Origin of the sequence: Vibrio crassostreae (genome assembly GCF_041439375.1) — a bacterium.
Lineage (GTDB): Bacteria > Pseudomonadota > Gammaproteobacteria > Enterobacterales > Vibrionaceae > Vibrio > Vibrio crassostreae_D.
Genome location: NZ_JBGONY010000086.1, coordinates 1 through 14,678 on the forward strand (window position 1 = coordinate 1; position 14,678 = coordinate 14,678).

Below are 14,678 nucleotides of genomic sequence, written 5' to 3' on the forward strand. Positions count from 1 at the left end.
ATAATCACCCATACTGGCCGTTTCTATCTGAGATCCAATTAGGAAACAAAGCCTCAAGTAGTGCTTGTATCACACTTGTTGTAAGCGTATTTTGGATGACGTTAATAGCAGAAAACTTAGCACTTATATTACCTATATCTCGCTTTTCGAACCATTCGATCGGTAATCGAAATAAATGGTGAAAAACATTTGCTGTCCATTGCATGTTGAAATTAACGGATAAGGTAATGGTTGCCCATTCTTTTGCGAGCCCAATTAATGTTTGTGTTGCAGTAATAAGAAGCATGGAGAAGATAATTAAGACAAGCAAATTTTCATCATAACCGACGAGCACCTCATCAATAACTATTTGGTTTAACATTGGCAAAATTAGGGCTAGGGCTTCCAAAACTAGAGCAAAAATAAATATTTTAATTAAAGAGGCCTTTAGACCAATGGTATTACCGATTAGCGCTGAGAGTTGAATTCTTTCTTTCTCGTCTCTTTTTTGGAAATCATGAGTTGGCGATAATTCAAGTGCGATACCTGTAAATTTTTTATTTACATCAGACAAGGTTAAATGCAACACCCCGCTAGCGGGGTCGTGAATCACGACTTTGTTTCCTTTGACAGACTTGAGTACAACGAAATGATTTAAGTTCCAATGCAGGATGCACGGGGTATCTAGCTGTTTTAATTCATTAAGATCTAGTTGAACAGCTCTACCTGATAACTTTATTCCTTCTGCACATTCAATAAGTCGAGATAGTGACATACCATGTTGAGTGACCCCAAACTTTGTCCTTAGGCGTCTTAAATCTATTTTATATCCATACCAGTCTGCAACCATGGCTAAACAAGCAACACCGCATTCCGCATTTTCGGTTTGACGTACAAGTGTTAGTTTTTTACCCCAACCCCAATCTAATTGACTGTTTGTTTCCACGAGTTAAATCTTTCCTTTGATAGTGTATAATGGTTCTAATATCCACTCATAAATTTTTCGGGTATCAAGCTCAACGTCGGCAATAGCCGTCATCCCAGAAATAAGCGGTTCCTCTCGTCCATAAACTGTAATGGTCGACTTTGATAGCTTGACTCTGATTTGGTACAAACCTTCGATAACCTCCTTTTTCATCAGACGTTGATTATCGATCATTTCAGGTGCCACAGCTGATTTTGATATACTATCTATGATGCCTCTCTGAGTACCAAACTTTTCATAAGGGAAAGCATCAAACCGCAGCCTTACATTCTGGCCTACTTTCATAAATCCGATATTTCGACTTGAGGCATATAGCTCTACGAAGGTGTTACTACTTTCTGGAGCGATGATGAGTAAAGCTTGACCGTTACTCACGGAATGACCTTCTTCAGCCAGTATTGAAGTAACAACCCCTCTAGTGGGAGAACGAACTTGACTATCACCTTGATACAGGAATTCAACTTTATTTTGTATAGTGCTCTCAAGTTGACTATCGAGATCTTTGAGGGTTATTTCGAGATTTATATCAAGATTCTGACGGTTGATAATTAAGTTTTGTTTTTCTCTTAATAACCTTTGCAGGTTTAAATTGTGATTTTCAGATTTTGATTGCTTAGAAATAAAATCTAGTTGTTGCTTTTGATAGTCAAGCTCTGACAAGAAGTTCTTATCAAGTAGAACTTTCTGTTGATTAATCAACTGTTTTGCCAACTTAAGCTCTTGATGAGATAGCTTGAGTACATTGTTTAAAATACTAATCTCAGTATCTAAACTACTCATATCTTTTGCCAAAGCACCTCGTTCGAATGCCGCTTTATTCGATTCTTGCTGCTTCCTTTCTCTGAGCAATTGATATTGCTTTTCAATGGAGGCGAGTATTCTTTTTTTTACCCCTATACCAGAACCATCAAAACGTTCGGTTTTGATTTCGTAAAGAGGGGTTAAATTTTCTACCTTATCCCCCTCTTTCACAAAGAGATTTTCGATATACCCTGAGTCGTTTGATTTGACCTTAACCATCCCCCCTATTGGACTGACGACCCCTACTAATGTTTCACGTCTAGTATATTCTGAAAATGTAACAAAGAAAACGATTGAAATTATAACGAGTATTGAAAAGAAAAGGTAAAGATTTTGATTGAATTCAGATTGAATTAATATCTTACCGTCATTAACATTTTTTTTTGCTTCAAAATACTCAGGTCGATATAAATGTTTGCTACTTGATAACATTACTAGCATTAAGATTAGGAATAATATCCTCTCTTCCTTATGGGTTAATGTTTATTTTTATGACTATTTAACTTTCTTTCAATATCATCCAAGCGTTTAGAAACTATATTATCGGTCACTCCCATGTAGGTGAAAAAGACCAATATTAGCGTTATATAGCTAGTATCATAGTAAGCAAAGACTAGTACAAATAATAAAAAAACCTTGATCGTTTTTCCTATTATTTCTGTAGACTTTAACGTCATAATCATCTCCTAATAATGTTTCTAAACGACGTACGAAATATTGGTAAATACTTGCGCTTGATTCAGTTTGCGCACTTCGCTTGAGCAGACTCTAGTCATGGTCACCATGACTTCCTGGAGAACTTCCCTTGCTTTCCCATCCGCCAAAAGCAGAAGCAGCAGAACCAGCGGCTGATATAATTTGCATCGCAACACTCTTAGAGATTACTGCCCCTACACCACCAATAAGACCGAGAGCTAACCCCAAGTTTCGTAATTCCGCATCAGTCATGGGGCCCCTGCCTGGATGATTCTCTCGCATAGCTTGACGACGTGTTCTATCAGGACCGTTCGCATTGAAAGCTCCTTGAGCTTCACGACCGCCACTAACCAACAAAACATCTTTATTAGATAATATTTTCATTTTTAAACCTTTCTATTTTATGAAACCAAAAAACACCATTGATAAATATATTGCCTCAATTCAAGAAAAAAACTCAATCATTATAGTGGCAACCCTCAATTTTTATAATGGTATTGGTGGACTACAAACCTATTCAATTAAATAGCATCCATAACCCACGATAAATCGTATGTAACCCATAAAGGTAACTTAGGCAATATTCAATTATCAATACAGACCGGAATGAAAATTAACAGTAGAAATCTTCTCATTATCGTAATTTAAAATTGTAGATTTAATATTGCATCTAACTAGATTTATTTAATAACAATTTGAAAATATAAATTAATTCGACTCCTAACAATCAATATACTAATGATATTCTTAGATAAAGAAGAAGAGTTTTAACGTATACAAGCAAGATCACTCTATTTGATAATTTTTAAATGGGCCGTAAATTAAAATATTTTTAGTTACTTATCTTTCCTTTTCCAGCCAGAAACTGCTGCGCCCGCAGCGCCCAAAGCAGAGATACCCCTACCCCAAATTCCAGGAACTAGCGTACCGGCTAGACCAAGGGCTAAACTTACATTGTTTAAATCAGAATTACTCCAATCTCTACCTGGGTTGTTTTCTCGCATAGCTTGTGCCCTTGTTCTATCAGGACCATTTGAATTATAAGCACCTCGAGCTTCTCGACCACCACTAACCATATTTACTTCACTAGCATTAAGACTGCGCATAACTTTAACCTTTTATTATTTAAAAACATAAGCTTATACCCCCCCCTCTCGAGAGAATGCAAAAGGTAGCATAACCAACAGTGCTTGCAACTTGATTCACTTATAAAACACAACATCGATCACAATTCATTTATAAAACAAATGAATTATCACTTGAATTCATCAAATCCTGAAGAGGTTTGGTACATTTATCTCTCTGAATACCACCAACAGATCTCTACGATTTAGCTAAAACTAGCAAAATGTACTTCAATTCTCCTCGACCCAACAAAAATAGCCGCTAATGAGCGGCTATTTTTAATTCTCAAAGCGGAGCTTCGACGACTTATTTTTTTCTCTCTACTTATTCGTATCTTCAATCACAGCTTTCATTAATACTCATGTGTCGCGCGGTACTGTCCTTCAACAGACAGTACCTTCTATGCGTTGTTGGTATTTTCAATCAATGGAATTTGGATGCTTTAACGTTCTGCTTCGTCCAAACTAAAACTGAATCCATTGATACCTATTCCACGTCAACGAAAAGCCTCATCCCTACCTATAAAAAAACGCTCCAATATAGTTGGAGCGCTTTAAAGAAGAGATTACTTAATCACGCCACATACAATGCGCGCACCACCGCCGCCAAGTTTAGCCGGATGGTCAGAATGGTTGTCACCGCCAGCGTGAATCATCAACGCTCTGCCTTTCACGTCATCTAATGTCACTCTTGGCGCCATTACTGGTTGGTCGGCTATGCCATGAGTATTAACGTAAAGCGGTGGTAAATCACCAAGGTGATTATCATCCGTCCAAGGGAAACCATGCTTACCCGTTTTCTCTGGGTCATAATGTCCGCCTGCAGCCCCACCGAGTATGATTTTGCCATCTTTGGTGAGGCTGTCGCATGAACCATTGGCGTGTACATGGAAGCCATGTGTACCAGCAGGTAAACCTTTCAATTCCGGCGTAAAAACAGCTCCGTATTCACTTGAGCTTATCATTACAGTTCCGGTTGACTGACCCGAGCCAAGATCGATCATTTCAACATTCACTACTTCAGAAAAAACGGGAGAAGAGATAAGGGCGAATGCAGCAAGCCATGTTGTTTTGTTCATATTATTACGTCCTTTTTATTGTTATTAGCACACTTCATTTAGTGCGAAAGGGATTTCAGCACATTGGATTGACCATAGATTTCGGCAAATTCTTTCAAATTAAGTCCTGCTTTATTACGCAATTCTGGGGAACACTCCGCTTGGTACAAGTCTTTCGCAATACTGATTTCGCGTTTAATCAATGCCCCCATCAAAGCGGTGTTTCCACGTTTGTCTTGCAGGCATGCATTAGCACCCGAATCGAGTAAAAGCCTCACGGTTTCTCTGTTTCCTTGATAAGCGGCTACCATGAGTGCGGTATAACTTTGGTTATTGCGTTGATCAACGGGGAAACCTTGAGAAACAAATGCATCGATCACTTCATTGTTACCAATACGAGCGGCATCAAAGAACAACCCAACCAGAGATTGGTATTCCTCTTCCAGTTTGTCGTCAGCAGCCAATAAGCTGAGCGAGAAGATCAAAGAGAAAAAAACGGAGCTGAGTAAAAATACGATTTTCATTTATTCCCCCTAACTAACATGATTAGAGAATGGCCTACAGGAGCCCTGATTTTCGGGCAGAAAAGAGCAGATAAATCTCCCGCAGGCCAAAACTTTACGTCTTACATTGTCGCTTAATTGTTCGTTTGCGAGAGTTTTTCCACTCGTGACATACTGGTGCCAGTGGCTTTAGCCAAACGCGTTCCATACTGTTTGTCTGCACGATAGAAGTAGCTCACCATCGTCGTTTTGATGCCTTTGTCCGTCACCTTATTCAAGTCACCAGCGAGGTTAGCAATCAAATCACTTTTGTCTTGTTCATTCATGCTGCGGTACTGCACACCCGCTTGATAGAAATTTCGTGGATTGCTGATCGCTTTTTGTTGCACCGTACCAACAAGCTTGGTTTCTACAGCTTTGAATTGAACATCTTCTGCCAACTCTAGTTTCCGGCTTGGTTCATAGTTCACAGCGCCATTAGTTAGCGTTGCATTGTTGCTCAACCCATTTTGGTTATGGTTACTCACTGGCGCTAATGGTCGGTTAACGGGTAGCTGGAATAAGTTTGCTCCCAAGCGATAAAGCTGTGTATCGGCGTAAGCAAACAAACGACCTTGCAGCAAACGGTCTTCCGATGGCTCGACACCAGGAATTAGATTCGAAGGCGAAAATGCCGACTGTTCCGTGTCTAGAAAGAAGTTTTCAGGTAGACGGTTCAACGTCATAGTGCCGACTTTTTGATCCGGTACATTCAGCCACACTTTGGTTGCATCCAACCCGTTGTAATCAAGCTTGCTCAACGCCTCCGGAGACAATACCTTCACATAAAGGTCCCACTTAGGGTAATTACGTCGACCAATTTCAGCATAAAGGTCATTAGTAAGATGGTTAAAATCTTTACCTTGCATCTCAGTGACTTGATCAGGGCGAAGGCTTTTAATACCTTGCTGGCTCTTCCATTGGAACTTCACATAGTTCACGTCACCTTGCTTATTGATCCACTTATAAGCATGAACCCCAAAGCCATCCATAGTGCGATAGCTCGCAGGCGTACCTAAATTGCTGTACACCCAAGTCAACATATTGGTCGCACCCGGCTCGCTGCTAAAAAAGTCGAAGAATCGGTTTGGATCCTGAACGTTGGTGACTGGAGACGGCTTTAGAGAGTGCACCATATCCGGAAACTTAATCGAATCACGAATAAAGAACACAGGCAGATTATTCCCTACCAGATCCCAGTTACCCTGTTCAGTATAAAATTTGGTGGCGAAACCACGTGGATCGCGAAGTGTTTCTGGTGATCCTTTTGAGTGAATGACGGTCGAAAAACGAACGAAAACAGGAGTTACCTTACCTTTATTGGTAAAAGGGTCGGAAACCGTTAAATCACTAAAATTACCAGAAGCGACAAATTCACCATGTGCGCCCGTACCACGAGCATGAACAACACGCTCAGGAATACGTTCTCTGGCAAAACGCTGCAATTTTTGGATCAGATGGACGTCTTGCAGCAATACACTGCCATTCTCACCTGCTGTTATGGAATTTTGGTTATCACCTACTGGTGCGCCGTTGTCTCTGGTCAGGGTTTGAGCCTGTAGAGATGTGCTGGCTAAGCCAACTGTAATTAATAAAAAGCTTTTTGACATCTGCATGGTTGCTCTCCAATGCGTGCTAACCATTAAACCAATCGAGTGGTAAATGGATATTCAAAAGCTCTTTTCTGCCCACCTAGAATATAACTTCAATGTTTACATTTGTTTAATGGGAAATAACGATAGATTCAATAGGTGAAAACGATGGAACAATTAAGTGTGATTGGGATGAGGAAAATAGCAGCCCAATTGTGATTTTCAAAAGCAGAACTTTGCTTACCTTTCCGTGCAGACAAAAAAATAGCCGCTAATCAGCGGCTATTTTTAGCTATCTAAACGAAGCTTCTGTTACTTCTAACTTCTACTTTTTAGTTTCTTCAACTACGGCTTTCATCAATACTGATGTATCCATGCGGCCTTGTCCTTCAGCAGACAGTGCCTTATAGGCGTTGTTGGTCTTTTCCGTCAATGGAAGTTGGATGCCTTGGCGCTCAGCTTCATCTAAGCAGAAACCTAAGTCTTTGATCATCCAATCAATGGCGAAACCGAAGTCGAATTTGTCTTGCGCCATTGTGGTGGCACGGTTTTCCATCTGCCATGAACCAGCAGCGCCGTTTTTAAGGCAATCAACCAGAGTTTGAATATCCAAACCTGATTTCTCTGCAAGTACCAAGCCTTCAGATAAACCGTTCAATACACCCGCGATGCAGATCTGATTAACCATTTTTGCGCGTTGGCCTTGGCCGACTTTACCCATCAGAACCGACGATTTTCCGTAAGCTTCGAATACAGGTTGAAGGTCGTTGAAAAGCGCTTGTTCACCACCACACATGATGGTTAACACGCCGTTTTCTGCGCCCGCTTGACCACCAGAGACAGGTGCATCCATAAAGCGAATACCGGCTTGCTTCGCTGCCACTTCAAGCTCTTCAGACAGAACTGCCGACGTTGTGGTGTGATCGACAAGAATCGCGTTTGGCTTCATTGCTGCCAATGCGCCTGTTTCGCTGGTTGTCATGCTGCGCACGTCGTCATCGTTACCAACACAAACCAATACCACGTCGGCTTCTGCGACACACTCAGCCACAGATTCTGCCGCTTTACCTTGGTGTTTATCAGCCCAGTCTAGCGCTTTGCTGTGAGTGCGGTTAAATACCGTTACTTCGAAACCAGCTTTGACTAGGTGACCTGCCATTGGGAAGCCCATAACGCCTAGCCCGATAAAACTTACTTTCATTTCTTTCTCCTTTTATTTGACCAAGTCATCGCTATGAAAAGATCGAACACTCTCAATCAATGCATCAATAAGCAAGGTCAAAGCCTTTGGCTGATATTTTCTTTCTTTGTACACTAAATACGCTTGGCGATCACCCCGATGATATTCAGGGAGCACTTGAATCAGATTCATCTCTCGGGATACATGACGAAAAGGCAATGATGCAAGCCCTAAGCCTTTTTGCGCCGCTGCTGCCACCGCATGAATGTCGTTAACGATGAACTTAGGTTTAATCGTGATCATCTGCTCTAAGCGGTCGGATTTGTAGAGCGGCATATCAAACACATCATCAACGTTAATCCAATCTTGAAGCTCTAAGTCGTCCGGCTTTTCTATTGTTGCTCGCGAATCTAAGTATTCCCGACTCGCGAAAAATCCGTGTTTGGCTTTGAAAAGTGGTCGAGCAATCATGCCTTCCATATCCGAGATCTTAAACGTGATCAGTAAGTCACGATCGGTCTGTGGAATAAGCTGCTGCTGGCTCAGAGTTAGGTCGAGCTGAACGTTTGGATATTGAGTGAGGAATTGCTCTACCGTCGAGCGTAGAAAGCCACTGTAGAAGTTATGAGGCACTGCGAGCTTAATCTTACCTTGGATAGCGTCACGCTCTTCCAGCAAGCTATTAAAGCCTTGATGGATAGACTCCATGCCGCTGCTCAGTGCAGAAAAAGCCGCCTCACCGTCTTTGGTGGCCACCAGCTCACGACCTTTCTTTTCTAAAAGTCGGATATTGAGGCGATCTTCCAATGCAGTTAACCGACGCGACATAGTCGACACAGGCAGTTGCAGCCGTTTCGAGGCCGATAGCAAAGAGCCCTCTTCAACCACTGCACAGAATAAGAACAGATCATCAATATTTCCAAATATGGAATTCATACTTCTATATGTGCCTATTTTTCTCATTAATGGATAGGAGTAACCTTATCTCATCAACAACAGAAAATCACGGGAGAAACATAATATGAACAACAAACAATTTTGGGTAACCGCGATTTTATCCTCCCTAACCATGGCGACTATCATGTCTGGGTTAATTTCTGGCTACAAAATGGGATTCAGCCATGAATGGCCGCCAATCTGGATGCAAAGCTTTTTCATCGCTTGGCCGTGTGCCATCGTGCTCAACCTCACCGTGCTCCCTTTGATCAGAAAACTATCAGCATGGATTTGTCGCCCGAGAACGCTTTGCGTACCTGAGATCACGGAACGATGATCAAGGGTTATGTTCAAGGAGCTATAATCTAGAAGCTGCCATCAAAGAACTAAGTTCAAAAAGCAATTTCTATGGATAAACGCCTGAATTACGCCCATAAAAAAACCGAGCACTAGGCTCGGTTTTTTGTATTCTACATTTTACTCACAAGAGCAAAGCTATCAATTATAGATTGATATTACAGCTCTGCGTTGTGGTAAACCTGCTGAACGTCATCACAGTCGTCAAGCATGTCTAAGAACTTCTGGAACTTCTCAGAATCTTCTTCAGCTACTGGCGTAGTTGTTTGAGGAACGAAAGTGATTTCCTCAACGTCTAGCGTTAGATCTGGGAACGCAGTGTGTAGTGCTGTCTTCGTTTTGAAGAACTCAGTCGTTGGAGCGAATACAGTGATAACACCGTCTTCTAGCTCAACGTCAGTCACGTCTACGTCTTCCATCATTAGCGTTTCTAGGATGATCTCGTCATCTTCACCAGCAAACTGGAATACAGCTTGGTGAGCGAACATGTGAGAAACAGTACCTTCAACACCAATTTTCGCGCCAGTCTTAACGAAACATTGGCGAACGTCTTGGAAAGTACGGTTGCCGTTGTCAGTTAGACAGTCAACGATTACGCTTGTGCCACCTGGGCCAAAACCTTCGTAACGAGCTGGTTGGAAGTCTTCACCGCCGCCGCCGTTCGCTTTATCGATCGCTTTGTCGATAACGTGAGCTGGTACTTGGTCTTTCTTCGCTTTAGCAATCAGGTGCTTAAGAGGTAGGTTCATGTCTGGGTCAGAGCTGCCGTTCTTAGCCAGTACGTAAATCTCTTTACCGTATTTAGAATAAACTTTAATTTTTGCGCCTGCAGTTTTCGCCATTGAGGCCTTGCGCACTTCAAAACTTCTTCCCATCGGGATCTTCTCTCTGATTCAATTAACGGTGCAAATTCTAGCAAATTACTGTGTCATTTCAATTCTACAGCATTGCTGGGCAAGGTTTGTCTGCGTTTATGCGACACCCATTACCCGTTTGTATTTTTCTACAGACTGATCAAACCAAGCCTTTTCTTCTGGGTCACCTAGCTTCATTGCTTCTTCAACAATGGCTTCAGGGCCACATTTCGCTTGCTTCAGTTTCCATACAAGAAACGATGCTTGCTTATCCAGTTCGATTTTATTTTTCTCGCTGGGTGGAAGGAGTGAAAGGTTGATAGACATTGCTAGCCTTCGTCTGTAATACACTTGGCCGAGAAATATATCATAGAGCAGCCTCATAAAACCAATACTATGAGTAACAGAAAGGGTTTATGAGACCCGAAACCAAGCAAGTCGCTGATGCAGGTCAAGCTAGTTTGAGAGAAGTGACGCCCCATGATGCGAAAGTATTGCTTATTCGACTCACCTAATGAGCCGAATAATGAGTTAATCACATCACAAAGGCGAAAGAGTGATTTCTAATCTATGAAACTACTCACTCACCGCGAATACATCACAGCGTGAGGCGCAGATGAAATCATTTTTGTGTAGACCTTTGATTGAGTGACTCCACCAAGTGACGGTGACTTTGCCCCACTCCAATAAGATCGAAGGATGGTGGAACTCTTCTTCTGCCAACTCTGACACTTTGTTGCTGAATGCCCATGCTTGTTTGTAGTTCTTAAACTTAAACACCTTCTCAAGCTGTGGGATGCCGTCTCTTTCCATGATCTGCCAATCAGACAACTCCAACAGTAAAGATTGTTGCTCGTCTTTACTTAGGGCAATCGCGTCGATACTGCAGGCTTCGCATTTTTGTTCATTCAACATTTGTTGGTTCCTTGGGTTCAAAAAGTGGTGGTAGTAACCCCGCATCAATCGCGAGATCAGCTTGCTGTAATAGGTTTTCCTGACTGATTTTGAAGAGCTCAGATAGCTCGTCGATCACGTAATATTTCGGCTGCATGATGTCGATGCGATAAGGAGTTCTTAAAACCGTTTGCAGATCGAACCGCTCGCGAACGGCCAAATCCCCTCCCAACGCATACATGGTTTCCGCCGGAGACGAAAGGATGCCACCGCCATATATTTTCAGTTGTTGGCCTTCTTTTACTAAACCGAACTCGACCGTAAACCAATACAAACGGGCAAGATAAGCGCGCTGTTTTGATGTCGCCGCTTGGCCTAGTTTTCCATAATGCTCAGTGAATGCTGCGAAATCAGCATTAGTAAGCATGGCACAGTGACCAAAAATTTCATGAAAGAAATCAGGTTCTTGTAAGTAATCGAACTCATCTCGCGTTCTCAAAAATGTCGCGACGGGGAATTTCTTATTCGCGAGCAAATCAAAGAAACGGTCGAAATCGATTAACGCCGGAACAGGCTGAACCTGCCAACCTGTTGTTTCCTTTAGCACTTTATTTATCTCTGGAAGCTGAGGAACTCTGTCTAATGGCAGATCCAGCAGGGTCAAACCGTGCAAATAGGCATCACAAGCGCGGTCACTAATGACGTCCAGTTGCCTTTTCACCAAGTCGTGCCAAATGGCATCTTCTTCGAGGCTCCACTCAACCCATCCCTCTTGGCTCACGGGCTTAGAATGATATTGAGTCATTACACACCTCCTTTCGAATGTCTCACTTTAAGCCTATCTCCACTCCTTATAAGCGCCAATTTGCGCGATTTTTCGAAACAGGCGATCGTGTAACATTTTATTTACACAATTCCGCCAGACGCTTATTTTGCTGAACTTTTGACTTTGTAAAACCTAAATACCAGACTGAAAACGTTAACTTTTTGTTAAAGGTAAAGGAATGCACGAAAGCAATAAGCCCATTTGGCAGCCAAGCGAGCAGCGTATCGCCGATGCCAACTTAACCCGATTTATCGATAGCCTTGAACAATCTGGGTTAAACCTAGATAGGGACGTAAAAAGCTACGCCGAACTCCATCAATGGTCTGTAGAACATCCGGAATCGTTTTGGAAAAACGTGTGGCAGTTTTGTGGAATGGTTGGCTCGCAAAGCTCTACTAACAAGGCAGAAAGCGAGACCGTCAAAGCTCAAGGTGAGAGCCGCTGGCAGCAGCCTAAATCGAATCGTGATGCGGTTTGGTTTCCCAATGCACAAGTAAACTACGCTGAGAACTTGCTGCGTTTGGCACACACCATGCCTCATGAGCTGGCGATTTGGTTTGAGAATGAACGTGGCGAACAACAGAGTTATACATGGAAAACCCTGTGTGAAGCGGTCTCTAGCGTTCAGCAATGGCTTGTCGATAGCGGAGTGAAGCAAGGTGATGTGGTTGCTGCGTATACGCCCTATCTGCCACAAACCGTAATAGCGATGCTGGCAACCACCAGCTTGGGCGCGATTTGGACATCGACCTCGCCTGATTTTGGTGTCGAGAGTGTGATTGAACGATTTGGCCAAGTGAAACCCAAGGTGCTGTTCACCTGTGATGGCTATACCTTCAATGGCAAAACGTTCGATATGACGGACAAGAACCGTGAAATCATCGAGCACTTAACCGATCTAAAACAGGTGTGTCAGATCGGTTACTTGGGAAGGAATGACTTTGAAAATGATGTGTCGATTCGAAGCTGGCACAGCATGATCAATCATTATCAGCCACAACCTGTACGATTTGTGCGTGTCAGCTTCAATGAACCATTGTTTGTACTCTACTCTTCCGGCACAACAGGCAAGCCAAAGTGTATTGTTCACTCGGTTGGTGGCACCACCATCAACCACCTAAAAGAGCATCAGCTTCATTGCGATGTTAAGCCAAACGACCGCGTGTTCTACTACACCACTTGTGGTTGGATGATGTGGAACTGGCACGTCTCTGCGCTTGCCAGCGGCGCTTGTTTAGTGATCTTTGATGGTAGCCCGGTTTACCCGCAACCCAATGTTCTATGGGATTTGGCGCAGCGAGCTGACGTATCGACATTTGGCACCTCAGCCAAGTATCTAGAAGCGCTCGAGAAGGCAGAGCTCTCGCCATTAGAAAACCACTCTCTGCCTCATTTAAGAACACTGTGCTCAACAGGTTCTGTGCTTTACCCAGAGCAATTTGATTACGTTTACAAACACATCAAACAAGACCTGCATTTAGCATCCATTTCTGGCGGCACGGATATTTGTGGCTGTTTTGTGTTGGGTAACCCTATCTCGCCAGTGTATCGCGGTGAGTGCCAACAAGCAGGGCTTGGCGTCGACATTAAGGTGTTCAATTCAACGGGCCATAAAGTCAATCACGAACGTGGTGAACTGGTGTGCACGAATTCCCTCCCAAACTTCCCAGTTGGCTTCTGGAATGATACCGGAGTGCGCTACCACAGCACTTATTGGGATAGATTCGAAAATGTATGGCACCACGGTGACGAAGTCGCACAGAGCGTGCATGGCGGTTATCTGTTCTACGGGCGAGGTGACACTACACTCAACCCTGGAGGTGTTCGTATTGGTACTGCTGAGATCTACCAACAAGTGAACACCATTGAGGGCATCATAGATTCCATCGCCGTCGGTAAAGATGTCGACCGCAATGAGCAGATTTGGTTGTTCGTTCAACTGCAGCAAGGTGTGGTTCTCAATGAAACGCTATTGGCCGCCATTAAGCACAAGCTCAAATCCTCTTGTTCACCTAGGCATGTACCAAGCCAAATTTTTACTATCAGCGACGTGCCAAAAACACGCTCAGGAAAACTGGTAGAACTGGCGGTGAAACAGGTCGTGAATGGCAAGGATGTAGAAAACCTCGGGGCTATCGTTAACGCCGAGGTTTTGGAAGAGATAAAGCGTGTAGTTTCGCTTTAGCATTGAGCCTTAGAAAGTGGCTAACTATCTCGATTTTTCATTTGGCTGTCAGATAATACCTGGAGTAAAGGCAGCCGATTGAAAACCGATGACTGAGTGAAGCAAGTAACGGGAGAAGCATTAAACACTAAACACTTTAAGCAGTCCTTGATTAGCCGATAAAAACCGATTCTAAACTACTAAGCTCGTGAATTCTCACCTCAGTATGGCCTCGTGCCTTTTCTAAAGTTCTTAATGCGATCTGCTCATCATATTTAAAACAAAAATAGAAAATTAATCATTTTATAGCCTGAGATAATATTCACTAAAGACGAATCATTTGTACGAAAAAAGAGTCCACTGCTGGATTGCATCCAAGCTTATGGATATTTAATCGAATTTAAATAATTGCCATTTCCACAGCTCCATTTCTAGTCAAATGATAATTTGATAGCTATCACATTTAGAACGGTTATTTTCCCATACTATCTCGGCATGTTAATTACTTAAGAGTAATTAAAAACCTAGTCATTGTTATTAATAAGCTTGAATCCAACTAGAAATAACAAGCGGTTAATTCCTACGTAAAATAAAATCATTATAAAATGATCGGAGACATTATCATGCGCATAGTATCAGGGCGCGAGCATACTTTGATGAATTTATAATCCAAAGAACACTCGGGCTCGA

The 14,678-nt window shown here is 42.6% G+C and carries 15 protein-coding genes; 2 read left to right on the forward strand and 13 right to left on the reverse strand.

The window, feature by feature from the left end:
- Positions 1-4 precede the first annotated feature (4 nt).
- The 9 genes from ACED45_RS22425 to ACED45_RS22465 form a co-directional block, all read right to left on the reverse strand.
- Positions 5-925, reverse strand: a complete 921-nt coding sequence (locus ACED45_RS22425; protein WP_371715049.1) for a cysteine peptidase family C39 domain-containing protein — start codon at positions 923-925, stop codon at positions 5-7.
- Between the two features lie 3 nt (positions 926-928).
- A complete protein-coding gene (locus ACED45_RS22430; RefSeq protein ID WP_108122360.1) occupies positions 929-2,197 on the reverse strand; it encodes an HlyD family secretion protein in 1,269 nt (422 codons plus the stop codon).
- A gap of 336 nt (positions 2,198-2,533) precedes the next feature.
- On the reverse strand, positions 2,534-2,845 hold the full coding sequence (locus ACED45_RS22435; RefSeq protein ID WP_108122252.1) for a hypothetical protein: 312 nt from the start codon (positions 2,843-2,845) through the stop codon (positions 2,534-2,536).
- 452 nt (positions 2,846-3,297) lie between these two features.
- Positions 3,298-3,567, reverse strand: coding sequence for a hypothetical protein (locus ACED45_RS22440; protein WP_108122250.1), 270 nt, complete (start codon positions 3,565-3,567; stop codon positions 3,298-3,300).
- A 584-nt stretch (positions 3,568-4,151) separates the two neighbouring features.
- Complete coding sequence (gene sodC, locus ACED45_RS22445) at positions 4,152-4,664, reverse strand: superoxide dismutase [Cu-Zn] SodC (RefSeq protein WP_371715050.1); 513 nt, start codon at positions 4,662-4,664, stop codon at positions 4,152-4,154.
- A gap of 38 nt (positions 4,665-4,702) precedes the next feature.
- Positions 4,703-5,167, reverse strand: coding sequence for an ankyrin repeat domain-containing protein (locus tag ACED45_RS22450; protein ID WP_048660560.1), 465 nt, complete (start codon positions 5,165-5,167; stop codon positions 4,703-4,705).
- Positions 5,168-5,280: 113 nt separating this feature from the next.
- The gene (locus ACED45_RS22455; RefSeq protein ID WP_198592858.1) at positions 5,281-6,801 is read right to left on the reverse strand and encodes a catalase; all 1,521 of its coding nucleotides are present in this window, start codon (positions 6,799-6,801) and stop codon (positions 5,281-5,283) included.
- A gap of 301 nt (positions 6,802-7,102) precedes the next feature.
- On the reverse strand, positions 7,103-7,978 hold the full coding sequence (locus ACED45_RS22460; protein ID WP_050620224.1) for an NAD(P)-dependent oxidoreductase: 876 nt from the start codon (positions 7,976-7,978) through the stop codon (positions 7,103-7,105).
- Positions 7,979-7,990: 12 nt separating this feature from the next.
- Positions 7,991-8,893, reverse strand: coding sequence for a LysR family transcriptional regulator (locus ACED45_RS22465; protein WP_371715051.1), 903 nt, complete (start codon positions 8,891-8,893; stop codon positions 7,991-7,993).
- 85 nt (positions 8,894-8,978) lie between these two features.
- Here ACED45_RS22465 and ACED45_RS22470 point away from each other — a divergent pair, with 85 nt between their 5' ends.
- On the forward strand, positions 8,979-9,230 hold the full coding sequence (locus tag ACED45_RS22470; RefSeq protein WP_004732619.1) for a DUF2798 domain-containing protein: 252 nt from the start codon (positions 8,979-8,981) through the stop codon (positions 9,228-9,230).
- A 178-nt stretch (positions 9,231-9,408) separates the two neighbouring features.
- Here ACED45_RS22470 and ACED45_RS22475 read toward each other — a convergent pair whose 3' ends face one another.
- The 4 genes from ACED45_RS22475 to phhA all read right to left on the reverse strand — a co-directional run bounded on the left by ACED45_RS22475 (position 9,409) and on the right by phhA (position 11,803).
- Positions 9,409-10,125, reverse strand: a complete 717-nt coding sequence (locus ACED45_RS22475; protein ID WP_108099842.1) for a YebC/PmpR family DNA-binding transcriptional regulator — start codon at positions 10,123-10,125, stop codon at positions 9,409-9,411.
- A 96-nt stretch (positions 10,126-10,221) separates the two neighbouring features.
- Positions 10,222-10,431 (reverse strand): DUF3283 family protein, encoded by a 210-nt coding sequence (locus tag ACED45_RS22480; RefSeq protein ID WP_004732615.1) that lies wholly within the window; start codon positions 10,429-10,431, stop codon positions 10,222-10,224.
- A 249-nt stretch (positions 10,432-10,680) separates the two neighbouring features.
- On the reverse strand, positions 10,681-11,019 hold the full coding sequence (locus ACED45_RS22485; protein ID WP_017102223.1) for a 4a-hydroxytetrahydrobiopterin dehydratase: 339 nt from the start codon (positions 11,017-11,019) through the stop codon (positions 10,681-10,683).
- A complete protein-coding gene (gene phhA, locus ACED45_RS22490) occupies positions 11,009-11,803 on the reverse strand; it encodes a phenylalanine 4-monooxygenase (protein WP_048660545.1) in 795 nt (264 codons plus the stop codon). The genes ACED45_RS22485 and phhA overlap by 11 nt, the downstream gene beginning before the upstream one ends.
- A 199-nt stretch (positions 11,804-12,002) precedes the next feature.
- Between phhA and ACED45_RS22495 the strand changes: the two genes are divergently transcribed.
- Complete coding sequence (locus ACED45_RS22495) at positions 12,003-14,009, forward strand: acetoacetate--CoA ligase (RefSeq protein ID WP_371715052.1); 2,007 nt, start codon at positions 12,003-12,005, stop codon at positions 14,007-14,009.
- Positions 14,010-14,678: the final 669 nt, after the last annotated feature.